We start from the raw sequence: 24,966 nt of genomic DNA, 5'->3' as shown, positions 1-24,966 counted from the left end.
AGCGAGGCTGCGATGGCGGCGGCACAGGCACTGAAGATGTCGCCTGATCCACCGCCATCGCAGCCTCGCCGGGGCTCGACAGCTCCCACATTTGTTTGTGCCACACCTTGGATAGCGGCAACGCTCGTTGCCGCTTTACTGGCGCTTCGCGGAAAGCGCTTGCCGCTTTTCCGGCATTGCCGGCGGCAATACCTCCCTAACCCCCTGATTTATTAGGCCTGACAAAGCTGGCATGGCGCTTGCTATATCCCTGTTACGAAAAGCAGGTCAGCCCTAAAGGTCTCCGCCATGAGCATCAGCTTCGATAAAGCGCTCGGTATCCACGAACAAGCCCTGGGCTTCCGCGCCCAGCGTGCCGAAGTCCTGGCTAACAACATCGCCAACGCCGACACCCCGAACTACAAGGCTCGGGACCTGGACTTTGCCGCCGTGCTTGCCGCACAGAGCGACAAGACCAAGAACGGCTCCTTCGCCTTGAACATGACCAATAACCGTCATATCGAAGCGCAGGGCCTGAGCAATGGCGACGAGTCGCTGATGTATCGCACGCCGATGCAACCGTCGATCGACCAGAACACGGTCGATGCGCAGTTGGAACAATCGAACTACGCCGAGAACTCGGTGAACTTCCAGGCCAGCTTCACCCTGCTCAACAGCAAATTCAAAGGGCTGATGTCAGCCCTGCGCGGAGAGTAAGCCATGTCTCTATCCAGTGTTTTCAATATTGCCGGTAGTGGCATGAGCGCCCAGACCACGCGTCTGAACACGGTCGCCAGTAACATTGCCAACGCCGAAACGGTGTCGTCGAGCATCGACCAGACCTATCGTGCCCGGCACCCGGTCTTCGCCACCATGTTCCAGGGCGCTCAGAACGGCGGCGGCGAATCGTTGTTCCAGAACCAGGATGCTGCGGGCCAGGGCGTCCAGGTGTTGGGTGTGGTCGAAGACCAGAGCAACCTCGATGCGCGCTACGAACCCAATCACCCCGCCGCGAATGAAAAGGGGTACGTGTACTACCCCAACGTCAACGTGGTCGAGGAAATGGCTGACATGATTTCCGCCAGTCGCTCGTTCCAGACCAATGCGGAAATGATGAACACCGCCAAAGCCATGATGCAGAAGGTCCTGACCCTGGGTCAGTGATAAGGGGCGCTAAAGCATGTCCGTCACTAACGATGTGTCGAGTCAGTCGACGATCCAGAGTCTGTTCGACTCCAAGGTCAAGGATGCCAAGGCCAACCAGGGCAACCTGGCCGATACCGCCAAGGCCGCCTCGGGTAACCAGTCCCTGGGCAAGGATGCGTTCCTGCAATTGCTGGTTACGCAGTTGAAGAACCAGAACCCGCTGTCGCCCCAGGACAACGGCGCGTTCGTGGCGCAACTGGCGCAGTTCAGCAGCCTGGAAGGCATCAACACGTTGAACGACTCGGTGAACACCATCACCGGCAACTACAAGTCGTCGCAGGCACTGCAAGCGTCTTCGCTGGTAGGGCGCTCGGTCATTATCGAAACCGGCAAGGCCATGGTCGATACGAGCAAGAGCTTCACCGGCTCGGTCGCTGTGGGTTCGTCGGTGGGCAACGTTACCGTCAAGGTCACCGACAAGGACGGCAAGCTGGTCAAGACAATCGAGCTGGGCGCCCAGAGCGCCGGCAAGTCGGACTTTATCTGGGACGGCAAGAACGAAGCGGGCGAGAAGCTTGATTCCGGCACCTACACCTTCGCGGCCAGCACCAAGAATGATGCTGGTGATTCGGTTGCCCTGAAAACCTCGCTGCCGGCCACGGTCACCAGTGTGACCTTGAGCCAGACGGGCGGCGAAATGCTGCTCAACCTTTCTGGCGGCATGGGCAGCATCAAGCTGTCGCAAATTCAGACTATCGGTACATAGAGCCGGCTAAATACGGCAAGAGGAGAGAAACATGTCTTTTAATATCGGCCTTAGCGGCCTCTATGCGGCCAACAAACAACTGGACGTGACCGGCAACAACATCGCCAACGTCGCGACCACCGGCTTCAAGTCGTCCCGTGCAGAGTTCGCTGATATCTACGCAGCGTCCCGCTTGGGCACTGGCAACAAGACCATCGGCACCGGCGTCAACCTGGCCGCCGTTTCCCAGCAGTTCACCCAGGGTGAAGTGACCAGCAGCGGTGGCTTGCTGGACATGGGCATCCAGGGTGGTGGCTTCTTCGTGCAGAAGGGCAGTGACGGTTCGCTGGAATATACCCGTAACGGCTCGTTCAAGCCGGACAAGGATGGCTACATCACCAACAACACCGGCACTTCGCGCCTGCAGGGCTATGCGGCCGATGAAGACGGCAAGATCACCAAGAGCGGCCTGACCGACCTGCGGATCAACCTGTCAAACTTGCCGCCGAAAGCGTCGACCAAGGTTGATTCGACCAGCAACCTGAACTCTTCGAAGCCGGTGATCGACCAGGCGACCAATCCTTTTGATCCAACGGTCGCGACCTCGTTTACCGAGCAGTACGGCACCACGTTGTATGACACTCAAGGCAACGCCCATGAGATGGTGCAGTACATGGTGAAAACCGGCTCCAATACCTGGAAGTCCTACACCCTGATCGATGGCCGCAACCCTGACGGTACACCGGTCAAGGGCACTGGCGCAGTTGCCCCCGTGGCCTCGACGGTGACATTTGATACCGCGGGTGCGCTGAAGGGGATTGTCACCCCGCCAAGTACCGTATCCAACACCACCCTGACCATCAGCAACTGGAAGCCGGGCGTCATGGATAATGGCGTATGGAACCCGGACAACGGCGCTGCCGCCAACCCGGGTGGTATTGCGATCAATATGTCCAGCATCACCCAGTACAACTCGGCCAGCTACCGCAACCCACCGATCACCGATGGTTATGCCACCGGCGAAATCACCGGGCTGAAAATCGACGGCAGCGGCGTCCTGTTCGCCACCTTCAGCAACCAGCAAAGCAAGGCCATCGGCCAGATTTCCCTGGCCAGCTTCAACAACGAACAGGGCCTGCAGCCTGCCGGTGGCACCACCTGGAAAGAAACCTTCGCCTCGGGCCAGCCTGGCTACGATGCACCACAAGCCGGGACTCTGGGTTCGATCGTGGCCAACTCCCTGGAGAACTCCAACGTCAACCTGACCAATGAGCTGGTGGACCTGATCAAGGCCCAGAGCAATTACCAGGCGAACGCCAAGACTATCTCCACCCAGAGCACGATTATGCAGACCATCATTCAGATGACGTGATGCGCTAGTGCTGCACAAGAAGCCCCTCCTAGGAGGGGCTTTTTTGTGGGCGTAGGAAAAAATACGCCGTTTATTGAGTTACGTGCAGAAAAGTGTTAGGCGGGAACGCCTCAGCCCTGGCGCGCCAATGATTGGACAAGAGCCCATGAGGCTCATCAATCAAGAAGAGGGCTTGGTATGTGGGGAGCAGGAGTGTCCGCGCCAGGTAGTGAGCGCATAAATTTTGTGCCGGTCATTGCACGCAATGAAACGGCTCCCGTTGATCCTGTCAGTGACGTGTCTACGGTCAAGGCGTTGCTCAACCAACTGTCTGAGGCTGAGCAGACGTCGAAAGCCCAAACGGCTCAGGCCTTGCGCGACAAGTTGAATGATCTGCGCCAGAAGTTGGGTGACGAAAAATTCAAGGAAATCCTCGAAGAACTGAAGAAAGTTGCGTCTGAAGATTGGCTGGCACTTTTAAAGAGGCTGTTTCCAGATCTGTTTCCAGATGAACCATCTCCGTCTCCATCTCCTTCATCTCCAGGTGGCGGTGGGGGGGGAGGTGGCGGTCGAGTGAGCCCGGGAGGGTTCGGCCCCAGCGAGTCCATGAGTAACAAGCCGATTACCAAGGGCTCAAAGTATTTCAACTACAAGCCTGACAACAGTAATCCAGGGAAAAAGCCGGACAATATCTGGAGTGGTTTCAAGCAGGGGCCCGACGGTAACTGTGTGACTGTTTCAGCAATTAAAGCGGCGATGATGCACTTTGGTCAGAAACCTACTGATGTTTTCAAGGAGGTAAAAGAAGCGGGTAATGGCTTCGACGTGACTATGCGTGATGGGTTCAAACTCCATCTCTCCAAGGACGAGGTCAGGGTGGCAGCCACTCATGCCCGTTTCGAAGGAGATGACCCGCAAATGATGACCAACGCCAACTTTATGTTTGCCGCGAGCGCTAAGCGGGCACAGATGGAAAATAATGATGGCACTGCCAGTCGCAGCTTCTTGGATGGGATCCGGACCCTTAACGATGGTGAATACCACCGGGAAGGTTTGGACCGTTTGGGCCTCAGAGGTCATTACCGGCAGGCAAGTGATGAAGACTTGCGAAACAGCAAAGTGGGGGTGGTGGCCTACAATGGGCATTCCATGGCAGTTATTAACGGCCGGATTGAATTGTGGGGAAATCGGGGTGGGGTGCCTGAGTCAGGTATGGCGACCATTATGATCTAGGTCGCGCGCAGGTATTGCCAGACAAAAGAAAACCCCCGGTACACCATAGGCATATCGGGGGTTTTTCAACCTTGGGTGGTTAAACCCAGGGCGGGCTCAGCTTACTGGCAAGCTTCACAATCCGGCTCGTCAATCGCACAGGCCTTAGGCACTGGCGCCGGACCGGCTGGCGCTGCAAGTACCGAATCATCACCATGGTTGCCGCTGGAAACAGCGTTCAACTTACCGGTGTTGATGGTCGATTTCTCGGTGCTGGTCGCAGCCAGGGCACGGAGGTAGTAAGTGGTTTTCAGGCCACGGTACCAAGCCATGCGGTAGGTCACGTCCAGCTTCTTGCCCGAAGCGCCGGCGATGTACAGGTTCAGGGACTGGGCCTGGTCGATCCACTTCTGACGACGGCTGGCGGCGTCAACGATCCACTTGGTGTCCACTTCGAAGGCGGTCGCGTAGAGCTCTTTGAGTTCTTGCGGGATGCGCTCGATCTGCTGTACCGAACCGTCGTAGTACTTCAGGTCGTTGATCATGACCGAGTCCCACAGGCCGCGGGCTTTCAGGTCGCGAACCAGGTACGGGTTGATCACGGTGAATTCGCCCGACAGGTTCGATTTCACATACAGGTTCTGGTAGGTCGGTTCGATCGACTGCGATACGCCGGTGATGTTGGCGATGGTCGCGGTCGGTGCGATGGCCATGATGTTGGAGTTACGAATACCTTTCTGCACACGGGCACGTACCGGCGCCCAGTCCAGGGTTTCGTTGAGGTCAACGTCGATGTACTTCTGGCCACGGGCTTCGATCAGGATCTGTTGCGAATCCAGCGGCAGGATGCCCTTGGACCACAGCGAACCCTGGAACGTCTCGTAGGCGCCGCGCTCGTCGGCCAGGTCGCAGGAAGCCTGGATCGCGTAGTAGCTGACCGCTTCCATGGACTTGTCGGCGAACTCGACCGCAGCATCCGAACCGTAAGGAATGTGCTGCAGGTACAAGGCGTCCTGGAAGCCCATGATCCCCAGGCCGACCGGGCGGTGCTTGAAGTTGGAGTTCTGCGCCTGTGGCACCGAGTAGTAGTTGATGTCGATCACGTTATCGAGCATGCGTACGGCGGTGTTGACGGTGCGTGCAAGCTTTACGGTGTCCAGCTTGCCGTTGACGATGTGGTTCGGCAGGTTGATCGAGCCCAGGTTGCAAACGGCGATCTCGTCCTTGTTGGTGTTCAAGGTGATCTCGGTGCACAGGTTCGAGCTGTGAACCACGCCCACGTGCTGCTGCGGGCTGCGCAGGTTGCATGGGTCTTTGAAGGTCAACCATGGGTGGCCGGTTTCGAACAGCATCGACAGCATCTTGCGCCACAGGTCTTTGGCCTGGATGGTCTTGAACAGCTTGATCTTGCCTGGGTACTGGGACAGGGCTTCGTAGTACTCGTAGCGCTCTTCGAAGGCCTTGCCGGTCAGGTCGTGCAGGTCTGGCACCTCCGATGGCGAGAACAGGGTCCACGGGCCGTCGTCGAAGACACGCTTCATGAACAGGTCAGGGATCCAGTTGGCGGTGTTCATGTCGTGGGTACGACGACGATCATCACCGGTGTTCTTGCGCAGCTCGATGAACTCTTCAATGTCCATGTGCCAGGTTTCCAGGTAGGCACATACAGCGCCTTTGCGCTTGCCGCCCTGGTTGACCGCAACGGCGGTGTCGTTCACTACTTTGAGGAACGGTACGACGCCTTGGGACTTGCCGTTGGTGCCCTTGATGTAGGAGCCCAGTGCACGCACCGGCGTCCAGTCGTTGCCCAGGCCACCGGCGAATTTGGACAACATGGCGTTGTCGTGGATCGCGTGGTAGATGCCCGACAGGTCATCCGGCACGGTGGTCAGGTAGCAGCTCGACAGCTGTGGGCGCAGGGTGCCGGCGTTGAACAGGGTCGGGGTCGACGACATGTAGTCGAAGGACGACAGCAGGTTGTAGAACTCGATCGCACGGTCTTCTTTGTGCTTCTCTTCGATCGCCAGGCCCATGGCCACGCGCATGAAGAACACTTGCGGCAGTTCGAAGCGGATCCCGTCCTTGTGGATGAAGTAACGGTCGTACAGGGTTTGCAGGCCCAGGTAGGTGAACTGCTGGTCGCGCTCGTGGTTGATTGCCTTGCCGAGTTTTTCCAGGTCAAAGGTGGCCAGGATCGGGTTCAGCAATTCGAATTCGATACCCTTGGCGATGTAGGCCGGTAGTGCCTTGGCGTACAGGTCGGCCATTTCGTGGTGGGTAGCGCTTTCGGCGACTTTCAGGAAGCCCAGGCCTTCGGCACGCAGGGTGTCCATCAGCAGGCGCGCGGTCACGAACGAGTAGTTCGGCTCACGCTCGACCAGGGTACGGGCGGTCATCACCAGGGCGGTGTTGACGTCGGTCAGGGCCACGCCGTCGTACAGGTTCTTCAGGGTTTCGCGCTGGATCAGGTCGCCGTCGACTTCTTCCAGGCCTTCGCAGGCTTCGGTGATGATGGTGTTCAGGCGGCCCAGGTCCAGCGGCGCGAACGAACCATCCGCCAGGGTGATGCGGATCGACGGGTGCGCTTGCACGGCTTCGGCGGACGGCGCGTGTACGGCACGTTCCTTGGCGCGCGAGTCGCGGTAGATCACGTAGTCGCGGGCCACTTTCTGCTCGCCGGCACGCATCAGGGCCAGTTCGACCTGGTCCTGGATTTCTTCGATGTGGATGGTGCCGCCCGATGGCATGCGACGCTTGAAGGTCGCGGTGACTTGTTCGGTCAGGCGGGCAACGGTGTCGTGGATACGCGACGAAGCGGCAGCGGTGCCGCCCTCAACTGCAAGAAACGCTTTGGTGATGGCGACGGTGATTTTGTCATCGGTATAAGGAACGACAGTGCCGTTACGCTTGATCACACGCAATTGGCCGGGCGCGGTGGCGGACAGATCCATATTCGAATCGGCGGCCTGCGGCACGGAGCCTTGCGGGTTCTCGCGAGTTGTGTCGGTTTGCATGGGGGGTTGTCTCCACATTCTATATTTATTTGGGCACCATCACGGTGCCCACCGTTCCGTCCTGAAGCACTTACAACAGGCCTTGGCCTGGCATAACAACTTCGGGACAGGAGGAAGGGAGCTGTTCGCGCCGCTTCCATGCCGAAGTCTTTGGTTCGGGGCCGGGGCCCTTCACCGTATTCCTGATGGGTGACAGTGTTTGCACTGCAACACCCGTACCGCTTTCTCCCGTTCGGGCTGGAAAACAGCAGCCATCCGCGTGCGCGGTTTGGGCTTTCGAAAAAGGTTTAAGTTCAACCAAACAGGAGCAAGAAAGCACTTGAGTTTCTTGTCTGAATTGTGTTTGGTCTTTTCGCTTGAAACCCTACATGTAGGGTTTTTTCAGCGACGAGCTACAAGATAATGCGTTTTGGGGGGCTTAGCAACGCACTACCTGTGGATAACGCTGTGGGTAAAATGTGTATGAAAGGTGGAACAGCCGTGTAGGCCGCAGTACTGCTGCATCGCACCGTTTGTCACCGAATATTCCAAGCTGAAAACACCCGGTTGGATTTTTGCGGGCGCGAACCCTATCACAAAAAAACGCGATCACCGAATGCATTTCCTGGCTTGTGTTCAAGGGTTGGGCCAAGGCTACAATCGGCCTTTATTCCTACACTGTTATGCCCTTTATGCATGACAAATTTGGTACGGCTGGCGAAGATCAAAATGTGGGAGCGGGCTTGCCCGCGATAACGGTGGATCAGCAGTAGATATGTTGCCTGGCACACTGCTATCGCGGGCAAGCCCGCTCCTACATTTGAACCTGCGCAGTCCTGACAAATCCCTTATAAAAACGAGGACCACCCGTGGAGCAAGAAGCCTGGCAGGTATTGATTGTCGAGGACGACCAGCGTCTGGCTGAGCTGACCCGTGACTACCTGGAAAGCAACGGCCTGCGGGTCTCCATAGAGGGCGACGGTGCCCTGGCAGTGGCGCGGATCATTGCCGAGCAGCCAGACCTGGTGATTCTTGACCTGATGTTGCCTGGCGAAGACGGCCTGAGCATCTGCCGCAAGGTGCGCGAGCGCTACGACGGAGTGATCCTGATGCTCACCGCGCGTACCGACGACATGGACCAGGTCCTGGGCCTGGACATGGGCGCCGATGACTATGTGTGCAAGCCGGTGCGCCCACGCCTGCTGCTGGCGCGGATCCAGGCGCTGTTGCGGCGCAGCGAAAGCGCCGAGCCTGCCGCCCCGGAAAAACAGCGGCGCCTGCAATTCGGCCCACTGGTGGTCGACAACGCCTTGCGCGAAGCCTGGTTGCACGACGGCGGTATCGAACTGACCAGCGCCGAATTCGACCTGTTGTGGCTACTGGTGGCCAATGCCGGGCGCATCCTGTCCAGGGAAGAGATCTTCACCGCCCTGCGCGGTATCGGCTACGACGGCCAGGACCGCTCCATTGACGTACGCATCTCGCGGATCCGCCCGAAAATCGGCGACGATCCGATCCACCCGCGCCTGATCAAGACCATTCGCAGCAAAGGCTACCTGTTCGTCCCCGAAGCCGCCGCCGACATGCTGTCGTGAACTCGATCTTCCTGCGCATCTATGGCGGCATGTGCGCGGCGCTGATCCTGGTGGCCCTGCTCGGCGTACTGGCCCTGCACCTGCTTAATGAAGTGCGCAGTGGCCAGTACCGTGAGCGCCTGGCCCACGGTACCTTTGCCCTGATGGGTGACAACCTGCAACCGATGAGCAGCATCGAGCGCCAGCGTGCCCTGGCGGTGTGGGAGCGCTTGCTGGGGATTCCCCTGGCGTTGCAGAAAGTATCCGATGCCCAGCTGGACCTGAGCCAACGCAACCGCCTGCAACGGGGCCAGGTCCTGGTGGAGCAGACCGGGCCCCATGCGGCCAGGGTCTTGCGCCTGGTCAGTGAAAAAGAACAACTGCTGCTTACCGGCGAAGTGCAGCAGATCAGCGAGCAATTGGCCCGGGCCACCATTTATTTGCTGGCCGATGAGCTGGTGCGTTTCCCGGTGGCCGAGCAGCCGCAGCGTCTGGCCGACTTGAAGCACGCCAAGGGCTTTGGCTTTGAAATGCACCTGCTCAAGCTCGACGAAGCCGACATGGATGAAGACCAGCGGCGGCGCGTGGCCGAGGGCGACACGGTGATGGCCCTGGGCAAGGGCGGTGATTCGATTCGCGTGTTTGCCGGCATGGTCGGCACGCCGTGGGTCCTGGAAATCGGCCCGCTGTACCAGATGAATCCTTACCCGGCGCAATGGCTGGTGCTGATTGCGTTGATTGGCCTGACCCTGATCGGCTTGATCGTGTACCTGCTGGTGCGCCAGTTGGAGCGCCGTCTGCGCGGGCTCGAAGCGGCGGCCACGCGTATCGCCAAGGGCAACCTGGAAGCGCGGGTGCCGGCGCGCGGTGCCGACTCGGTAGGGCGGCTGGCTGCGGCCTTCAATGGCATGGCCGAGCACCTGCAACGCCTGCTGGCGATCCAGCGTGAATTGGTGCGCGCGGTGTCCCATGAGTTACGCACCCCGGTGGCCCGCCTGCGTTTTGGCCTGGAGATGATCGGCGACGCCGCGACGCCCGAAGCCCGGCGCAAATACATGGAAGGCATGGACAGTGATATCCAGGACCTCGACGGCCTGGTGGATGAAATGCTCACCTATGCGCGCCTGGAACAGGGCTCGCCGGCCTTGAGCTTTCAAAGGGTCGACCTCAGTGCCTTGCTCGACCAGGTGATCGACGAACTCGCGCCGTTGCGGCCGGCAATCGAGGTGGCGCGTGGGGTATGCCTGTCATCGGCGCACCTGGACGCGGCCTGGGTCGACGCCGAGCCGCGCTACCTGCACCGCGCCCTGCAAAACCTGGTGAGCAATGCCATGCGCCATGCGCAGTCGCGGGTGCTGATCAGTTACCAGGTGGGGCAGGTGCGCTGCCGTATCGATGTTGAAGACGATGGCCCAGGCGTGCCGGAAAGCGCCTGGGAGCGGATCTTTACGCCATTCCTGCGCCTTGATGACAGCCGTACACGCGCCTCGGGTGGGCATGGCCTGGGCCTATCGATTGTGCGGCGGATTATCTACTGGCACGGTGGTCGGGCCTTGATCAGCAAGAGCAACAACCTGGGCGGTGCGTGTTTCAGCCTGAGTTGGCCAAGGGACCAGGACAAGGCTTGAGATAGTCATCGCAGGCAAGCCAGCTTGCATTCCAAAGGATGTACTCGGACAACTGTGGGAGCTGGCTTGCCTGCGATAGCTATCTATCAGGCACCGACAGCCACCAGGCTCAACAACTGCCCGTCATCCACCGCAAACTGCCCCTCCAGCTCCTTGCCATAACACCACTCACTGGACAAATCCGTCAGCAGTCGCAGGCGCAAAAAGCCCGACTCTGCCCACTCCACCACCTCGGCATGCTCAAAGTAGAAGCGCTTGTGCACGATCGGGTAGAGCGCCTTGAACAGACTCTCCTTGGCCGAAAACGTCAGGGTCACCAGCTGCGCAACTTGCTCCCTTGGCCCTGTGGCCATGCGTTGCATCTCATCCGGAGTAAGGATTTCCCCGGCCAGGCGCTCGGCCCGCTCAAGGGGCAATAGGTTTTCCAGGTCCATGCCCAGCCCGCGCCACTGGGACTTGTGGCCGACGATGGCGGCGGCATGCCCGGTGCTGTGGGTGATCGAGCCGCTGATATGCGAGGGCCACACCGGGGCGCGGTCCTCACCGATGGCGGGGATAAAGTCCAGGCCTTCTAGCCGTTGCAAGGCGCTGCGGGCGCACAGCCGGCCGGCGAGAAACTCGGCCTGGCGCTTGGCCACCGAGCGTTGGATACTGGCCGGCGGCGGCACGGCGCAGCGCTGGAAGTCACTGGCCTCAAGCAGTTTGGGCTCGAAGCGCGTGCTCAGGAACACCGTGCCGGGCAAGGCGTCAGGTAATGGCCAATGGTCATCAAGTGGGGTGCAGCAGGCGGGTATTGGGTTCATGCCGGCTATTCTGCACGGGGCGGGACATACCTGGGTAGCCCGGCGGTTCAGACTGTGTTCAGTTCAACCGCCGTAAACTGCGCAAGCATACCTTCAGGGCCGCTATGATGTTCCCTGCAGGACAGTGGATTGGCCTTGGAGAGTGTTATGAAATTGCTGGTTGTCGAAGATGAGGCGTTGTTGCGCCATCACCTGCTGACCCGTCTTGGCGACAGTGGTCACGTGGTCGAAGCCGTGGCCAACGCCGAAGAAGCGCTGTACCAGACCGGGCAATTCAATCATGACCTGGCGATCATCGACCTGGGCCTGCCGGGCATGGGCGGCCTGGACCTGATCCGCCAACTGCGCGCCCAGGAAAAGACCTTCCCGATCCTGATCCTCACCGCACGCGGCAACTGGCAGGACAAGGTCGAAGGCCTGGCTGCCGGGGCCGATGACTATGTGGTCAAACCCTTCCAGTTCGAAGAGCTGGAAGCGCGGATGAACGCACTGCTGCGCCGTTCCAGCGGCTTTACCCAATCGACCATCGTCGCCGGCCCTTTGTTGCTGGACCTCAACCGCAAACAGGCGTCCCTGGACGAGCAACCCCTGGCGCTGACGGCCTATGAGTACCGGATCCTGGAATACCTGATGCGTCACCACCAGCAAGTGGTGGCCAAGGATCGGTTGATGGAACAACTCTATCCCGATGACGACGAGCGCGATCCGAACGTGATCGAAGTGCTGGTCGGCCGCCTGCGCCGCAAGCTTGAAGGCCCGGCCGGGTTCAAGCCAATCGACACCGTGCGTGGCCTGGGCTACCTGTTTAACGAGCGCTGCCGTTGATCCGTTCGCTGCGTGTACGCCTGATGCTGGCGGCCACCACCCTGGCCGTATTGTTCATGCTTGGGCTGTTGCCGGCGATGCAGGGCGCGTTCAGCCTGGCGTTGCAGGACTCCATCGAGCAGCGCCTGGCGTCGGATGTGACCACGTTGATCTCGGCCGCACGGGTCGAAAACAACCGTTTGCTGATGCCGGCGCAGTTGCCCGACGAGCGCTTCAACCTGACCGATAGCCGCCTGCTGGGCTATATCTATGACCGCGAAGGCCATCTGGTCTGGCGTTCGCGGGCGACCAGGGAAGAAAACATCAACTACCGGCCGCGCTACGACGGACGCGGTAACGAGTTCGCGAAGATTCGCGAGGCCAACGGCCAGGAATTCTTCGTCTATGACGTCGAGGTCAAGCTGCTGGGGGGCAAGAGCGCGGCGTTCAGTATTGTCGCCCTGCAACCGGTGCGCGAATACCAGGTGACCCTTGAAGGCCTGCGGGAAAACCTCTACCTGGGCTTCGGCGCTGCCTTGTTGGTGTTGTTGAGCCTGCTGTGGATCGGCCTGACCTGGGGCTTGCAGGCCTTGCGCCGGCTGAGCCAGGAACTGGATGAAATCGAAGGCGGCACCCGCGAGAGCCTCAGCGAGCAACACCCACGGGAGCTGCTGCGCCTGACCGGTTCCCTCAACCGCCTGCTGCACAGCGAGCGCGAGCAGCGCACCCGTTACCGCGACTCCCTGGACGACCTGGCCCACAGCCTGAAGACCCCGCTGGCGGTCTTGCAGGGCGTGAGTGAAGACATGGCCCAGCGCCCCCAGGACCTTGAGCAGGCGCGGGTCTTGCAGTCGCAGATCGAGCGCATGAGCCAGCAGATCAGCTATCAGTTGCAGCGCGCCAGCCTGCGCAAAAGCGGCCTGGTGCGCCACCAGGTGCGCCTGCGCCCGGTGCTGCAAAGCCTGTGCGACACCCTGGACAAGGTGTACCGCGACAAGCGCGTGCGCGTATCTTTTGCGTTGCCAGAGCAATGTGACGTGCCCATCGAACAGGGCGCCTTGCTGGAATTGCTCGGCAACCTGCTGGAAAACGCCTACCGCCTGTGTTTGAGCGAGGTGCGCATTACCCTGGATGAAAGTGCCGATGGCGTGCGCTTGTGCATCGAAGACGATGGCCCCGGCGTGCCCCCCGATCAGCGTGCGCGGATCTTGCAGCGCGGCGAGCGCCTGGACCGCCAGCATCCGGGGCAGGGGATTGGGTTGGCGGTGGTCAAGGACATCATCGAGAGCTATGGCGCGCGGCTGACCCTGGGGGATTCGCCTTTAGGGGGCGCGGCGTTCAGGATTCATTTTCCGGCTGTTTGATCTTTATTGGATTGGCCGTCCGCATCGCAGGCAAGCCAGCTCCCACGGTTTGATTGGTGAATACAGTCAAATGTGGGAGCTGGCTTGCCTGCGATGGCGCCCGTCCAAACAATACATCCTCAACTTTCCTGCGCTCGATAAGCCCCCGGCGTCACCCCCGTCCACTTCTTGAACGCCCGGTGAAACGCCGACGGCTCGGAAAACCCCAACTGCTCGGCAATCTCCTGCAACGACAGATCCGCCCGCCCCAGATGGAAAATCGCAATATCCCGGCGCAGTTCATCCTTGAGGGCCTGGAAGTTGGTGCTTTCCTCACGTAAATGCCGGCGCAGGGTCTGCGGGCTGATGTGCAGGTGCTGCGCCACGGCCTCCAGGTCCGGCCAGGGTGTGCGGTCGCGGCTCAGCAAACGGCGGATCTGGCTGCTCAGGCTATCGCCTTCGTCCGGCCGTGATAGCAGGTCGGCGGGGGAGCGTTCGAGGAAGTGCTTGAGGGTGCGCTCGTCCTGCAACAATGGCAGGTTCAGGTAGCGACTGTGGAACACCAGGCTGCTGCTGGCCGCGCTGAACACCAGCGGGCAGGGGAATAGGAGGTCGTATTCGCTGGCATGGGCCGGTATCGGGTAGCTGAAGGTGGCCTGCTCCAGGCGGATGCGCTGGCCAATCAGCCAACTGCCGAGGCGATGCCAGATCACCAGCAGGGATTCGCTCAAAAAGTGGTCCGGGTCCCACAACTGCGAGTCATCCAGACTCAGGCGCGCCATGTCGCCTTCACGGCTCAGCCGCCAGCGTGGCCCCTGGGGGAACAGGCTGTAGAACAACAAGCCGCGTTGCAGCGCCTTCTCCAGCGTGCGGCAATGAATCAGCGCATGGCACATCATGGCGAAGGTGCCGCGCTTGCTCGGCCCATCGGCGAACCCCAGGTATTCGTCATCCAGGGCCTGCCACAACATCTGCAACAGCCGCGTGAACTGCTCTGGCGCAATGCGCGCGCGTGGCTCTGCCAGCAGTTCGGGGGTAATGCCCAGTTGCTGCAACAGCGTCGAGCAGTCGTAGCCGGCCCGACGCGCTCCGCCCAAGGCTGCACGGGCGTAATGACTGGCGATGGTGCGTTCGCGCATGCAGGGGCCTCGTCCATTGAGTGGCCGATGGTAGCCATCAGACCTTGGGTGGACAAGGCGGATATCCGCCAAATTGTAGGACGAGATCCGGGTGCTGGGCGGATATCCGCCACCGTTTCCAACCAGGCAAACAACCCTAAAAAGGCGTCAGCCCCCTTGGTCCAAGGGCTCCAGGGCTTTTAAGGAAAGTGGCACGCCGTTTGCGATAGGGAGTACAGACCTGCCAGCCAGCAGCTCGCCAAAACAAATCCCTCCAGTGCAGGAGGGTTCGCAATTCAAGTGTCGTGGGCAATGGCGGATATTTGCCCACGGGACTCTTGAGGAAACTTTGCAATGACGACTCGTCAGCCGTTCTACAAAACCCTGTACTTCCAGGTAATCGTTGCCATCGTTATCGGTATCCTGCTCGGTCACTTCTACCCGCAGACCGGCGTGGCCCTCAAGCCACTGGGTGACGGCTTTATCAAGCTGATCAAAATGGTCATCGCCCCGATCATCTTCTGTACCGTTGTCAGCGGCATCGCCGGCATGCAGAGCATGAAGTCGGTGGGCAAGACCGGTGGCTACGCGCTGCTGTACTTCGAAATCGTCTCCACCATCGCCCTGCTGATCGGCCTGGTCGTGGTCAACGTGGTGCAGCCAGGCGCTGGCATGCACATCGACGTCGCAACCCTGGACGCCTCGAAAGTGGCCGCTTATGTCACCGCCGGTAAAGACCAGAGCATCGTCGGCTTTATCCTCAACGTGATCCCGAACACCATCGTCGGCGCCTTCGCCAACGGCGATATCCTGCAAGTGCTGATGTTCTCGGTGATCTTCGGTTTCGCCCTGCACCGCCTGGGTGCCTACGGCAAGCCGGTGCTGGACTTCATCGATCGCTTCGCCCACGTGATGTTCAACATCATCAACATGATCATGAAGCTCGCGCCAATCGGTGCCCTGGGCGCCATGGCGTTCACCATCGGTGCCTACGGTGTGGGCTCGCTGGTGCAACTGGGCCAGTTGATGATCTGCTTCTACATCACCTGCATCCTGTTCGTGCTGGTAGTGCTGGGTGGCATCTGCCGCGCCCACGGCTTCAGCGTCCTGAAACTGGTGCGCTACATTCGTGAAGAACTGCTGATCGTACTGGGTACTTCCTCTTCCGAATCCGCACTGCCACGCATGCTGATCAAGATGGAGCGCCTGGGGGCGAAGAAATCGGTGGTTGGCCTGGTTATCCCGACGGGCTACTCCTTCAACCTCGACGGTACTTCGATCTACCTGACCATGGCTGCCGTGTTCATCGCCCAGGCGACTGACACTCACATGGACATCACCCACCAGATCACCCTGTTGCTGGTGCTGCTGCTGTCCTCCAAAGGCGCTGCTGGCGTGACCGGGAGTGGTTTCATCGTACTGGCCGCGACCCTGTCGGCTGTTGGCCACCTGCCGGTTGCCGGCCTGGCGCTGATCCTCGGTATTGACCGCTTCATGTCCGAAGCCCGCGCCCTGACCAACCTGGTCGGTAACGCTGTAGCGACCATCGTCGTGGCCAAGTGGGTCAAGGAACTGGACACCGACAAGCTGCAAAGCGAGCTGGCTTCCGGCGGTACCGGTATCTCCGAAACCCGCGAACTGGATGACCTGGGCGTGGCCGAAGGCCCGGCGCCAGCGATCAAGTAAACGCTGACGCAGTACTGAAAAACCCATCTTCGGATGGGTTTTTTTATGCTCGCACGAGCACAACGGTCACTGTCGATGATGGTTCCGGTAATTGCCGCTGGCGCCCAAGGCTGACTACTCTGTGCCCCATCGAACTGGAATCGGAGCTCCCATGTCAGGCCCCTTGGCGTCCCTCAAAGTGCTGGATTTCTCGACCTTGTTGCCGGGGCCTTTCGCTTCGCTGCTGTTGGCGGACATGGGCGCCGACGTCTTGCGCATCGAATCCCCCACGCGCATGGACCTGCTGCGGGTGTTGCCGCCCCACGACCAGGGCGTTTCTGCCAGCCACGCTTACCTCAATCGCAACAAACGCAGCCTGGCCCTGGACCTCAAGCAGCCCGAGGCGCTGGAGATCGTGCGGCAATTGGTGGCGGACTACGACATCGTGCTGGAGCAGTTCCGGCCCGGGGTCATGGAGCGCCTGGGGTTGGGTTATGAAGCGTTGAAGGCGATCAACCCGAAGCTGATCTACGTGTCCATCACCGGCTACGGCCAGACCGGCCCCTACAAGGACCGCGCCGGGCATGACATCAATTACCTGGCACTGTCCGGCATCGCCAGCTACACCGGGCGCCAGGACAGCGGGCCGCTCCCCTTGGGCGTGCAAGTGGCGGATGTGGGCGGCGGTTCGTTGCATGCAGTGGTCGGCTTGCTGGCCGCGGTGATTGCACGGCAGCACAGTGGGGTGGGTCAGTATCTGGATGTGAGCATGACCGACTGCGCCTTCAGCCTCAACGCCATGGCCGGCGCGGCCTACCTGGCCTGTGGCGTGGAGCCTAGGCGCGAAGACCAGGTGCTCAATGGCGGCAGCTTCTACGATTACTACCGCTCGCGGGACGGGCGCTGGTTATCTGTCGGCAGCCTCGAACCTGGGTTTATGCAGCAACTGTGTATCGCGCTGGGGCGCCCTGAGCTGGCGGCCCAGGGGTTATCGCCCAAGCCCGAGCAGCAGAAGGCACTCAAGCAGGCGTTGCAGGTGGAGTTTGAGCGGCACAGTTTTGAAGAGCTGTGTGCAATGTTTGCCGGGGTCGACGCCTGCGTGGAACCGGTGCTCAGTGTGGGCGAAGCCCTGGAACACCCGCAATTGCAGACCCGGGAGCTGGTGAGCCAGGTGCCGCGTGGGGATGGCTCGTTCCAGGCGCAGATGGCGTGCCCGCTGAAGTTTTCCGAGGGGTTGCCGGAGCCGAGGCATATTGGGGTGGCGGTGGGGGCGCATAGTGAGCAGGTATTGGATGAGCTGGGGTTAAGCGCTCAGCGGATAGCCGAGTTGCGGGGTGCCAAGGTGGTTGGATAGCGCCTGTTTGGGCCCCTTCGCAGGCAAGCCAGCTCCCACATTTGAAGGTATTCACAAATCAAAATGTGGGAGCGGGCTTGCTCGCGAAGGGGCCGGAACAGCCACCCAAAAACCTCACTCGACCCGTGTCTCCCCAGTAAACACCAACGTCTCCCGACAGCGCCGGCATAAATACCGCCGCCCCTGATTCACCAGCCCATGACGCTGGGCCGAGAACGGGAAGTCACTGTCGGCACACGGGCACCGGTAGATATAACGCGTCACGCGCCGCCGCTGGATCTCATAGGTGTGGCAGCGATCAGGCGGCAGTTCGTAGACCCCGCGCATGATCAGCTGCCATTCCTCGCCATGGGGCTGGATGCGCTCGCCAAACAATTGGTGGGCAATCAAGTGCGCCACTTCGTGGGCGACCGTCTGTTTGAGGAAATGTTGGCTGTTTTCCCGGTACAGCTGGGGGTTGAAGCGCAGCAGGTTCTCGTGCAAATGCGCGACACCGGCTTTCTGGCCGCGGAGCTTGAGGCTGACCTTGGGGCGTTTGAAGCTTCGTTTGAAAAAGGATTCGGCTTGCAGGAAACAATCTTCGACGCGGGTATTGAGTTGCTCGGGCATGCTGTACATATCTCCAGAGATGTCCAGTATGCCGCATCCAGGGGTGTTTCCGAATCTGTCAGGCGCCGAATGGTCATGCATAACGCACAAAGCCACCTTGCGGTGGCTATTCCTGCGGTTGAAAGCGTGTCAGTTGGTGTAGATCGGTCCTACGCCCAGGCCCCAGACAATCACGGTAAACGCCATGATCGCCACCAGTACCACCAGGCCTACCGCCAGCACCGAGCTGGAAAACAGGAAGCCTTCGTCCGGGTCGATGCTCATGAAGGTCGGCAGCCCCACATACAGCAGGTAGACGGTGTAGCAAATGGCCGCCGTGCCCACCACCATCCCCAGCCACATATGCGGATACAGCGCCGCCAGCCCGCCGATAAACAAGGGAGTCGCGGTGTAGGTGGCGAATGCCACGCAGCGCGCCATGCTCGGGTTGGCGTCATAAGTGCGCGCCATCCAGTGAATGAAGGCGCCCATTACCGCAACGCCGCCGAGCATTGCCAGGTACGACATGATGGTCATCCACAACGCACTTTCCTGGGTCAGCATGACCGGGGCGCGACTGCCGATGACCCAGCCGACCTGGGTCGTGCCGATAAAGGCTGATACGGCGGGGATCGCCGCGAGAATCAGCGTGTGAGTGAGGTACATGTGGCTGATGCTTTCTTCTTTATCGCCACGAATTTCCCGCCATTCCTGGTCGGGATGGGTGAAAAGCCCCACGACGTGATGGATCATGCCAGTCACTCCTGTCGTTATTACCATCGCCCCCCAAGCGGAGCGCCCGCCGGCCAAATGGCCTGAAAGGTCTGGATATGTGTGCGACCTTATGTCGCAGTATAGGAGGTGATGACCGGAAAAACTGTAGGGCTTTAGAGCAAATCGCGCTGTAAACGCGGGGCTTAATCGCGCCTGGGTCTGTGACGTGGAGTGCAGTCCCCTCCCACATTGGAACTCGGTGCTCCATACCGCTAAAATACCCGGCTTTTCGTCACACACCTTTTCGCGGATCCAAGCGCCATGGGCACTCTTACCGTCAATCAGAACAAACTGCAAAAACGCCTGCGTCGCTTGGCCGGTGAGGCCGTCGCTGACTTCAACATGATCGAGGAGGGCGACAAGGTCATGGTCTGCCTGTCCGGCGGCAAGGACAGCTACACCCTGCTGGACGTGCTGATGCACCTGCAAAAGGTCGCGCCGATCACGTTCGACATCGTCGCCGTGAACATGGACCAGAAGCAGCCCGGTTTCCCCGAGGATGTGCTGCCGGCCTACCTCAAGACCCTCGGCATCGAATACCACATCGTCGAGAAAGACACCTATTCGGTGGTCAAGGAACTGATCCCGGAAGGCAAGACCACCTGCTCGCTGTGCTCACGCCTGCGTCGTGGCACGCTGTACACCTTTGCCGATGAAATCGGCGCGACCAAGATGGCCTTGGGTCATCACCGCGATGACATCGTCGAGACTTTCTTTCTCAACATGTTCTTCAACGGCTCCCTCAAGGCCATGCCGCCCAAGCTGCGCGCCGATGATGGGCGCAACGTGGTGATCCGGCCGCTGGCGTATTGCAACGAGAAGGACATCCAGGCCTACTCCGACTTCAAGCAATTCCCGATCATCCCCTGCAACCTCTGCGGCTCCCAGGAAAACCTGCAACGCCAGGTGGTCAAGGACATGCTTCAGGACTGGGACCGCAAGACGCCGGGGCGTACCGAAAGCATCTTCCGCAGCTTGCAGAATGTGATTCCGTCGCAGTTGGCCGACCGCAACCTGTTCGACTTCACCAGCCTGCGTATCGATGAAACCGCAGCTTCGCGCTTCGTCAATATTGTGAACCTCTGAGCCTTTTTCACGCTCTGACAGACGGCGCTCATGGGCGCCGTTTTCATTTCAACCCGTAGGAGAGGGCATGCGCGATTACAAATGGCTGCACGAATACTGTCTGAATCGCTTTGGTTCGGCGGCCGAGTTGGAAGCCCACCTGCCTGTGCCCAAGACGCCGGCGCAATTGCGCCAGATCAGCGATGACCGCTACCTGTCGACCCTGTCGCTGCGGGTGTTTCGCGCCGGTCTCAAACACAGTGTGGTGGACGCCAAATGGCCAGCGTTCGAGCAGGTGTTCTTCGGCTTCGATCCGGAAAAAGTGGTGTTGATGGGTGCCGAGCACCTGGAGCGCCTGATGCAGGACACGCGGATCATCCGCCACCTGGGCAAGCTCAAGAGCGTGCCGCGCAATGCGCAGATGATCCTCGACGTCGCGCAGGAAAAGGGCAGCTTCGGCGCACTGATCGCCGATTGGCCGGTGACGGATATTGTCGGCTTGTGGAAATACCTGAGCAAACACGGACACCAACTGGGCGGGCTGTCAGCCCCACGCTTTTTGCGCATGGTCGGCAAGGACACCTTTGTGCCGAGCTATGACGTGGTCGCGGCGCTGAATGCGCAGAAGATTGTCGACAAGGCCCCTACCAGCCTGCGTGACCTGGCGACGGTGCAGGCGGCGTTCAACCAGTGGCACGCCGAAAGTGGGCGGCCGATGTGCCAGTTGTCGATGATGCTGGCCTACACCGTCAACCATTGACCTGTAGGAGCGAGCTTGCTCGCGAAAAACCTGAGGGCGCCGCGTGCATTCTGAATACCCGCGTCATCGTTAACGTTTTTCGCGAGCAAGCTCGCTCCTACATGGCCAACCGCCGATTGAGCTGGAACCGCCAACGCACATACAGCAGCGCTGTGCAGAACACCGCCACGCTCGCCAGCATCTCCAGCACGCCAAACCACTGGCGGTTGGGGTCATAGGCCGCCAGGGCGCCCTTGATGAAATACAGGTTCACCACAAAACACATCCACGAATGCCCGCGCGCACTGCCCATGAGCATGCCCGGCGCGAGGATCAGCAGCGGCACCAGTTCGATCAGCAGGATCACCCAGGGCCGGGCGCCATGCAGGTCGGCGACCAGCAGGTAGTAAACGCAGAGCAGGCCTACCAGGCCAAAAAACGCCAGCAGGCTCAAGGCCCGAGCCACCTTGACCCGGGGTTCCAGCCAGGCCTGGGGTGGCAGGACTTTAGGCTTCTTGGCCACGGCCACTCTCCAGTTTTGCTGCCGTCTTCGCCAGGCGCAGGCCGAGGGCGCGACACAGGGCGATTTCATGGGGATCCAGGGCACGCTTGCCGTCAGCCCCGGAATGATGGCTGGCACCGTAGGGCGTACCGCCGCCCTGGGTGTCGAGCAAGGCCTGTTCGCTGTAGGGCAGGCCGGTGATCAGCATGCCGTGGTGCAGCAGCGGCAGCAGCATCGACATCAAGGTGGTTTCCTGGCCGCCGTGCAGGCTGGCGGTGGAAGTGAAGACCCCGGCGGGCTTGCCGACGAGGGCGCCGGTCAGCCACAGGTTGCTGGTGCCGTCGAGAAAATACTTCAGCGGCGCGGCCATGTTGCCAAAACGCGTCGGGCTGCCCAGGGCCAGGCCCGCGCAGTTCTTCAGGTCGTCGAGGCTGGCGTACAACGCGCCTTCGGCCGGGATGCTTGGCGCCACGGCCTCACACTCGCTGGAGATGGCCGGCACGGTCCGCAGGCGCGCTTCCAGGCCGCCTTGCTCGATGCCCCGGGCAATCTGCCGGGCCATTTCGCTGACCGAGCCGTTGCGGCTGTAATACAGCACCAGGACGTAGGGCGCGCTCACGGCAGGATCTCCAGGATATTTTCCGGCGGACGGCCAATCACGGCCTTGTCGGCGGTGGCCAGGATCGGTCGTTCCATCAACTTGGGATGGGCGGCGATGGCGGCAATCAATTGCGCTTCGCTGAGGCTGGCGTCGGCCAGGTTGAGCGTCTTGTATTCGTCTTCGCCGGCGCGCAGCAGTTGCCGGGCACTGATCCCCAGTTTGCCGAGCAGGGCTTCAAGCTGCGCGGCGTCCAGCGGGGTTTCCAGGTAGCGCACGACGTTGGGTGTCAGGCCACGGGCCTCTAACAGTTCGAGCGCACCGCGGGATTTCGAGCAGCGCGGGTTGTGATAAAGCGTCAGATCGGTCATGTGCGGGTCGCATCTTGCGTAAGGTGGCGGGTATTCTACCTGCGCTGTGGCGTGTCCTTAAACCGTAAGAGGCGATAGGCCGCAGCCCACGTTCATTTTTGCTAAGGATTACCCCATGACACGGCGACTGATAGGCGCACTGGCAGTTATCACTACACTCCTGCTCAGCGGCTGCGGCAATGATTATGGCGTTGACCAATATGGCCAGAAAGTCGCGTCCGAACGCGTCGACAAGCAATGGCTGGTGATCAACTACTGGGCCGAATGGTGTGGCCCATGCCGTATCGAAATCCCTGAGCTGAACGCCCTGGCCGAGCAGCTCAAGGGCCAGCCGGTGAGTGTATTTGGCGTCAACTTCGACAATGTGCAGGGCGAAGAACTCAAGAGCGCCAGCGAGAAGCTGGGCATCAAGTTCACCGTATTGGCCCAGAACCCCGAGCTGATTTTTGATATCCCACGCAGCGAAGCGTTGCCGGTGACCTACATCATCGATGACAAGGGCAAGGTGCGGGCGCAGATGTTGGGCGAGCAGACGGCGGCGGGGGTACTGGCCAAGCTCAAGGAGTTGCGCGGCTGAACCCTCGCGATCTCTGTAGGAGCGAGCTTGCTCGCGAAGAACTCACAGGCACCGCGCTCATCCTGGATGCACGCGTTTTCATTGAAGTTCTTCGCGAGCAAGCTCGCTCCTACAAGGCGTTGGATCAGCCTTCTTCCAGCCACAGGCGCAGTGGTTTGCCCTCGGCAGGCCAGAAGCGGGTTTGCTCGATGGGTGAGATATCCCAGCGCTGCACCGTCTCCAGGGCCTTGAAGAAGCGATGCTCTTGCTCCATCAGGGCTTCGGCGCACAGTTTGCGGGTGCTGCCGATCTTGCCGAAGCTGAGCTTGTCACCGTCCAGGGTGTATGGCGCGAACCAGTGGTTGCAGCCGCCATTGCCATAGGCCCGGCCATCGGCGCCGAGGGTCACGGTCAGGTGGGCGTAATCCATCAGTGGCCGTTCGCCGATCCATTCCACGATATAGCTGTGATCCTGCTTGAGCGTGACCTCATCGCTGGCGCAGCCGGCAAGGCCGACGCCCAGCGCGGCGAGCACCAGCAGGCGCTTCATTGCGCAGCCTTCTGGCATTTCGGGCAACGGTGTTTATCACCGACAGTGGCCCAGCCCAGCTCGCTAATGCGCGCAGTGGCCGCCGGTTGCAGCGGCTCCTTGGTCAGCTTGGTCTCGACCGAGAACTCAAACTCCAGCACGGCGTCGCAGCTGTCGCAGTTGACCTTCCAGGTGTGAATTTCCAGCTCGCCGAACTTCGGCCCTTGCGCCATGGCGACCCATTGGCCGGCCGGGCGGATCGAGTAGCGCGCATCGCCTTCGACGGTCAGGCGCATCGACAGGGTCTTGCTGCCGCGCAAGGTGACGATCAGCACATCGCCATGCTTGATCGAGCCACCATTGCCGGTGACTTGGTAACGACCCGGCACCAGGGCGCGGCATTCGATCAGGGTGTGTTGTGGGCTCAGCAAACTGAAGCGGAAATCGTGTTCGGCCATGGATCCTCCAAATAGGCGCGGCATCCTATCACGCTCGCCTGCTCATCATGAGCCCGGTATGTGACCGCTGATCATCCGTGTACCAGGTTTTGTGGCTGGCCGTTGGCCCAGGCCTGGATATTGGCCAGGGTGGTCCCGGCAATCGCCGCCAGGGCTTCGCGCGTCAGGAACGCCTGATGCGCAGTGATGATCACGTTGGGGAAGGTCAGCAGGCGCGCCAGCACGTCGTCCTGCAAGGGCAGGTCCGAGCGGTCTTCAAAAAACAGCTGGGCTTCTTCCTCGTACACATCCAGGCCCAGGTAGCCCAATTGCCCGTCCTTGAGCGCTTCAATCAGCGCCGGCGTGTCCACCAGGCCGCCGCGCCCGGTATTGATCAGCATCGCCCCCGGCTGCATATGGGCCAGGGATTGGGTATTGATCAAGTGCTTGCTGTCGGCGGTCAGCGGGCAGTGCAGGCTGATGATCTGCGCCTCGGCCAACAACTGGGGCAGGTCGACATAGCGCGCGCCGAGGGCTTCGACCTGCGGATTAGGGTAGGGGTCGTAGGCCAGCAACGTGCAGCCGAAACCCGCCATGATCTTGGCAAAGGTCGCGCCGATCTGCCCGGTGCCTACTACGCCAACGGTCTTGCCCACCAGGTCGAAGCCGGTCAGGCCGTGCAGGCTGAAGTCGCCGTCGCGGGTGCGGTTGTAGGCGCGGTGCAGGCGACGGTTGAGGGCCAATATCAGGGCCACGGCATGTTCGGCCACCGCATGGGGCGAGTACGCCGGCACCCGCACGATGGTCAGGCCCAGGCGCTTGGCGGCGGCCAGGTCCACATGGTTGTAGCCGGCCGAACGCAGGGCAATCAGGCGCGTGCCACCGGCGGCGAGATGTTCGAGCACTGGGGTGCTGAGGTCGTCGTTGATAAAGGCACAGACCACTTCGTGCTTGTCGGCCAGGGCCACGGTATCGAGGTTCAGGCGTGCCGGTTGGAATTGCAGCTCCAGGCCGGCGGGCAAGGGCTCGGCGAGGAAGCTGTCACGGTCATAGGTCTGGCTGCTGAATAGAATGATGCGCATTGGAGGGCTC

General features: G+C 60.6%; 25 protein-coding genes. 14 read left to right on the top strand and 11 right to left on the bottom strand.

Features of this window, described 5'->3' with window-relative positions; translation table 11 throughout:
* Nucleotides 1–288 precede the first annotated feature (288 nt).
* The 5 genes from flgB (at nt 289) to KL786_RS22015 (ending at nt 4,454) form a co-directional block, all read left to right on the top strand.
* Nucleotides 289–696, top strand: a complete 408-nt coding sequence (flgB, locus tag KL786_RS22035) for a flagellar basal body rod protein FlgB (RefSeq protein ID WP_032861558.1) — start codon at nt 289–291, stop codon at nt 694–696.
* 3 nt (nt 697–699) lie between these two features.
* Nucleotides 700–1,143 carry a flagellar basal body rod protein FlgC gene (gene flgC / locus KL786_RS22030; RefSeq protein ID WP_215518977.1) on the top strand — a complete coding sequence of 148 codons (444 nt, stop codon included), beginning with the start codon at nt 700–702 and terminating at the stop codon, nt 1,141–1,143.
* Nucleotides 1,144–1,159: 16 nt separating this feature from the next.
* Nucleotides 1,160–1,891, top strand: a complete 732-nt coding sequence (gene flgD, locus KL786_RS22025) for a flagellar hook assembly protein FlgD (RefSeq protein ID WP_032861555.1) — start codon at nt 1,160–1,162, stop codon at nt 1,889–1,891.
* A gap of 31 nt (nt 1,892–1,922) precedes the next feature.
* Nucleotides 1,923–3,242, top strand: coding sequence for a flagellar hook protein FlgE (flgE, locus tag KL786_RS22020; protein ID WP_215518976.1), 1,320 nt, complete (start codon nt 1,923–1,925; stop codon nt 3,240–3,242).
* Between the two features lie 192 nt (nt 3,243–3,434).
* A complete protein-coding gene (locus KL786_RS22015; protein WP_353844680.1) occupies nt 3,435–4,454 on the top strand; it encodes a hypothetical protein in 1,020 nt (339 codons plus the stop codon).
* A gap of 101 nt (nt 4,455–4,555) precedes the next feature.
* Here KL786_RS22015 and KL786_RS22010 read toward each other — a convergent pair whose 3' ends face one another.
* Nucleotides 4,556–7,447: a ribonucleoside-diphosphate reductase subunit alpha gene (locus KL786_RS22010; protein WP_215518974.1), complete on the bottom strand. Its 2,892-nt coding sequence runs from the start codon at nt 7,445–7,447 to the stop codon at nt 4,556–4,558.
* Between the two features lie 848 nt (nt 7,448–8,295).
* Here KL786_RS22010 and KL786_RS22005 point away from each other — a divergent pair.
* Both KL786_RS22005 and KL786_RS22000 read left to right on the top strand, forming a co-directional pair.
* Nucleotides 8,296–9,021, top strand: a complete 726-nt coding sequence (locus KL786_RS22005; RefSeq protein ID WP_029300726.1) for a response regulator — start codon at nt 8,296–8,298, stop codon at nt 9,019–9,021.
* Nucleotides 9,018–10,628 (top strand): ATP-binding protein, encoded by a 1,611-nt coding sequence (locus KL786_RS22000; RefSeq protein WP_032861551.1) that lies wholly within the window; start codon nt 9,018–9,020, stop codon nt 10,626–10,628. Before KL786_RS22005 ends, KL786_RS22000 begins: the two co-directional genes overlap by 4 nt.
* 86 nt (nt 10,629–10,714) lie before the next feature.
* On the opposite strand, the gene KL786_RS21995 is transcribed toward KL786_RS22000, so the two are convergent.
* Nucleotides 10,715–11,431: a 4'-phosphopantetheinyl transferase family protein gene (locus KL786_RS21995; protein ID WP_215518973.1), complete on the bottom strand. Its 717-nt coding sequence runs from the start codon at nt 11,429–11,431 to the stop codon at nt 10,715–10,717.
* A 147-nt stretch (nt 11,432–11,578) separates the two neighbouring features.
* On the opposite strand from KL786_RS21995, the gene KL786_RS21990 reads away from it, so the two are divergent.
* Nucleotides 11,579–12,256, top strand: a complete 678-nt coding sequence (locus KL786_RS21990; RefSeq protein WP_215518972.1) for a response regulator transcription factor — start codon at nt 11,579–11,581, stop codon at nt 12,254–12,256.
* Nucleotides 12,253–13,599, top strand: coding sequence for an ATP-binding protein (locus KL786_RS21985; protein ID WP_215518971.1), 1,347 nt, complete (start codon nt 12,253–12,255; stop codon nt 13,597–13,599). Before KL786_RS21990 ends, KL786_RS21985 begins: the two co-directional genes overlap by 4 nt.
* 119 nt (nt 13,600–13,718) lie before the next feature.
* On the opposite strand, the gene KL786_RS21980 is transcribed toward KL786_RS21985, so the two are convergent.
* Complete coding sequence (locus KL786_RS21980; protein ID WP_215518970.1) at nt 13,719–14,717, bottom strand: AraC family transcriptional regulator; 999 nt, start codon at nt 14,715–14,717, stop codon at nt 13,719–13,721.
* A gap of 333 nt (nt 14,718–15,050) precedes the next feature.
* On the opposite strand from KL786_RS21980, the gene KL786_RS21975 reads away from it, so the two are divergent.
* Entirely contained in the window at nt 15,051–16,382 is a 1,332-nt protein-coding gene (locus KL786_RS21975; RefSeq protein ID WP_029300714.1) for a dicarboxylate/amino acid:cation symporter, read from the top strand.
* Between the two features lie 151 nt (nt 16,383–16,533).
* Nucleotides 16,534–17,715 (top strand): CaiB/BaiF CoA transferase family protein, encoded by a 1,182-nt coding sequence (locus KL786_RS21970; RefSeq protein WP_215518969.1) that lies wholly within the window; start codon nt 16,534–16,536, stop codon nt 17,713–17,715.
* A gap of 114 nt (nt 17,716–17,829) precedes the next feature.
* On the opposite strand, the gene KL786_RS21965 is transcribed toward KL786_RS21970, so the two are convergent.
* A complete protein-coding gene (locus KL786_RS21965; protein WP_215518968.1) occupies nt 17,830–18,324 on the bottom strand; it encodes a SprT family zinc-dependent metalloprotease in 495 nt (164 codons plus the stop codon).
* A 129-nt stretch (nt 18,325–18,453) separates the two neighbouring features.
* Nucleotides 18,454–19,056, bottom strand: a complete 603-nt coding sequence (locus KL786_RS21960; RefSeq protein WP_032861542.1) for a Yip1 family protein — start codon at nt 19,054–19,056, stop codon at nt 18,454–18,456.
* Between the two features lie 282 nt (nt 19,057–19,338).
* Here KL786_RS21960 and ttcA point away from each other — a divergent pair, with 282 nt between their 5' ends.
* Nucleotides 19,339–20,163 carry a tRNA 2-thiocytidine(32) synthetase TtcA gene (ttcA, locus tag KL786_RS21955; RefSeq protein WP_215518967.1) on the top strand — a complete coding sequence of 275 codons (825 nt, stop codon included), beginning with the start codon at nt 19,339–19,341 and terminating at the stop codon, nt 20,161–20,163.
* A gap of 67 nt (nt 20,164–20,230) precedes the next feature.
* On the top strand, nt 20,231–20,902 hold the full coding sequence (locus tag KL786_RS21950) for a DNA-3-methyladenine glycosylase I (protein ID WP_032861540.1): 672 nt from the start codon (nt 20,231–20,233) through the stop codon (nt 20,900–20,902).
* A 97-nt stretch (nt 20,903–20,999) separates the two neighbouring features.
* On the opposite strand, the gene KL786_RS21945 is transcribed toward KL786_RS21950, so the two are convergent.
* The 3 genes from KL786_RS21945 to arsC are packed head-to-tail and all read right to left on the bottom strand — an operon-like array spanning nt 21,000 to nt 22,352.
* The gene (locus KL786_RS21945) at nt 21,000–21,404 is read right to left on the bottom strand and encodes a DUF2069 domain-containing protein (RefSeq protein WP_029299744.1); all 405 of its coding nucleotides are present in this window, start codon (nt 21,402–21,404) and stop codon (nt 21,000–21,002) included.
* Nucleotides 21,388–22,002, bottom strand: coding sequence for an NAD(P)H:quinone oxidoreductase (gene wrbA / locus KL786_RS21940; protein WP_029299742.1), 615 nt, complete (start codon nt 22,000–22,002; stop codon nt 21,388–21,390). Before wrbA ends, KL786_RS21945 begins: the two co-directional genes overlap by 17 nt.
* Complete coding sequence (gene arsC / locus KL786_RS21935; RefSeq protein WP_215518966.1) at nt 21,999–22,352, bottom strand: arsenate reductase (glutaredoxin); 354 nt, start codon at nt 22,350–22,352, stop codon at nt 21,999–22,001. Before arsC ends, wrbA begins: the two co-directional genes overlap by 4 nt.
* 115 nt (nt 22,353–22,467) lie before the next feature.
* Between arsC and KL786_RS21930 the strand changes: the two genes are divergently transcribed.
* Nucleotides 22,468–22,929 carry a TlpA disulfide reductase family protein gene (locus KL786_RS21930; RefSeq protein ID WP_032861536.1) on the top strand — a complete coding sequence of 154 codons (462 nt, stop codon included), beginning with the start codon at nt 22,468–22,470 and terminating at the stop codon, nt 22,927–22,929.
* Nucleotides 22,930–23,053: 124 nt separating this feature from the next.
* Here KL786_RS21930 and KL786_RS21925 read toward each other — a convergent pair whose 3' ends face one another.
* From KL786_RS21925 to KL786_RS21915, 3 genes are all read right to left on the bottom strand, one after another.
* Nucleotides 23,054–23,458: an META domain-containing protein gene (locus tag KL786_RS21925; RefSeq protein WP_215518965.1), complete on the bottom strand. Its 405-nt coding sequence runs from the start codon at nt 23,456–23,458 to the stop codon at nt 23,054–23,056.
* Entirely contained in the window at nt 23,455–23,895 is a 441-nt protein-coding gene (locus tag KL786_RS21920; RefSeq protein WP_032861534.1) for a hypothetical protein, read from the bottom strand. The genes KL786_RS21925 and KL786_RS21920 overlap by 4 nt, the downstream gene beginning before the upstream one ends.
* 71 nt (nt 23,896–23,966) lie before the next feature.
* Nucleotides 23,967–24,956: a 2-hydroxyacid dehydrogenase gene (locus tag KL786_RS21915; RefSeq protein ID WP_215518964.1), complete on the bottom strand. Its 990-nt coding sequence runs from the start codon at nt 24,954–24,956 to the stop codon at nt 23,967–23,969.
* Nucleotides 24,957–24,966: the final 10 nt, after the last annotated feature.

This window comes from Pseudomonas sp. TAE6080 (genome assembly GCF_018732265.1).
Taxonomy (GTDB): domain Bacteria; phylum Pseudomonadota; class Gammaproteobacteria; order Pseudomonadales; family Pseudomonadaceae; genus Aquipseudomonas; species Aquipseudomonas brenneri.
Note: the sequence above shows the minus strand (reverse complement) of the source record. Positions and strands in the feature narration are given on the sequence as shown.

What these genes read in the sequence shown, in the direction of transcription:
- flgB (WP_032861558.1), top strand. Translation starts at nt 289, where the DNA reads ATGAGCATCAGCTTCGATAAAGCGCTCGGTATCCACGAACAAGCCCTG.
- flgC (WP_215518977.1), top strand. Translation starts at nt 700, where the DNA reads ATGTCTCTATCCAGTGTTTTCAATATTGCCGGTAGTGGCATGAGCGCC.
- flgD (WP_032861555.1), top strand. Translation starts at nt 1,160, where the DNA reads ATGTCCGTCACTAACGATGTGTCGAGTCAGTCGACGATCCAGAGTCTG.
- flgE (WP_215518976.1), top strand. Translation starts at nt 1,923, where the DNA reads ATGTCTTTTAATATCGGCCTTAGCGGCCTCTATGCGGCCAACAAACAA.
- KL786_RS22010 (WP_215518974.1), bottom strand. Translation starts at nt 7,447, where the DNA reads ATGCAAACCGACACAACTCGCGAGAACCCGCAAGGCTCCGTGCCGCAG.
- KL786_RS21995 (WP_215518973.1), bottom strand. Translation starts at nt 11,431, where the DNA reads ATGAACCCAATACCCGCCTGCTGCACCCCACTTGATGACCATTGGCCA.
- KL786_RS21990 (WP_215518972.1), top strand. Translation starts at nt 11,579, where the DNA reads ATGAAATTGCTGGTTGTCGAAGATGAGGCGTTGTTGCGCCATCACCTG.
- KL786_RS21980 (WP_215518970.1), bottom strand. Translation starts at nt 14,717, where the DNA reads ATGCGCGAACGCACCATCGCCAGTCATTACGCCCGTGCAGCCTTGGGC.
- KL786_RS21975 (WP_029300714.1), top strand. Translation starts at nt 15,051, where the DNA reads ATGACGACTCGTCAGCCGTTCTACAAAACCCTGTACTTCCAGGTAATC.
- KL786_RS21970 (WP_215518969.1), top strand. Translation starts at nt 16,534, where the DNA reads ATGTCAGGCCCCTTGGCGTCCCTCAAAGTGCTGGATTTCTCGACCTTG.
- KL786_RS21965 (WP_215518968.1), bottom strand. Translation starts at nt 18,324, where the DNA reads ATGCCCGAGCAACTCAATACCCGCGTCGAAGATTGTTTCCTGCAAGCC.
- KL786_RS21960 (WP_032861542.1), bottom strand. Translation starts at nt 19,056, where the DNA reads ATGATCCATCACGTCGTGGGGCTTTTCACCCATCCCGACCAGGAATGG.
- ttcA (WP_215518967.1), top strand. Translation starts at nt 19,339, where the DNA reads ATGGGCACTCTTACCGTCAATCAGAACAAACTGCAAAAACGCCTGCGT.
- KL786_RS21950 (WP_032861540.1), top strand. Translation starts at nt 20,231, where the DNA reads ATGCGCGATTACAAATGGCTGCACGAATACTGTCTGAATCGCTTTGGT.
- arsC (WP_215518966.1), bottom strand. Translation starts at nt 22,352, where the DNA reads ATGACCGATCTGACGCTTTATCACAACCCGCGCTGCTCGAAATCCCGC.
- KL786_RS21930 (WP_032861536.1), top strand. Translation starts at nt 22,468, where the DNA reads ATGACACGGCGACTGATAGGCGCACTGGCAGTTATCACTACACTCCTG.
- KL786_RS21925 (WP_215518965.1), bottom strand. Translation starts at nt 23,458, where the DNA reads ATGAAGCGCCTGCTGGTGCTCGCCGCGCTGGGCGTCGGCCTTGCCGGC.
- KL786_RS21920 (WP_032861534.1), bottom strand. Translation starts at nt 23,895, where the DNA reads ATGGCCGAACACGATTTCCGCTTCAGTTTGCTGAGCCCACAACACACC.
- KL786_RS21915 (WP_215518964.1), bottom strand. Translation starts at nt 24,956, where the DNA reads ATGCGCATCATTCTATTCAGCAGCCAGACCTATGACCGTGACAGCTTC.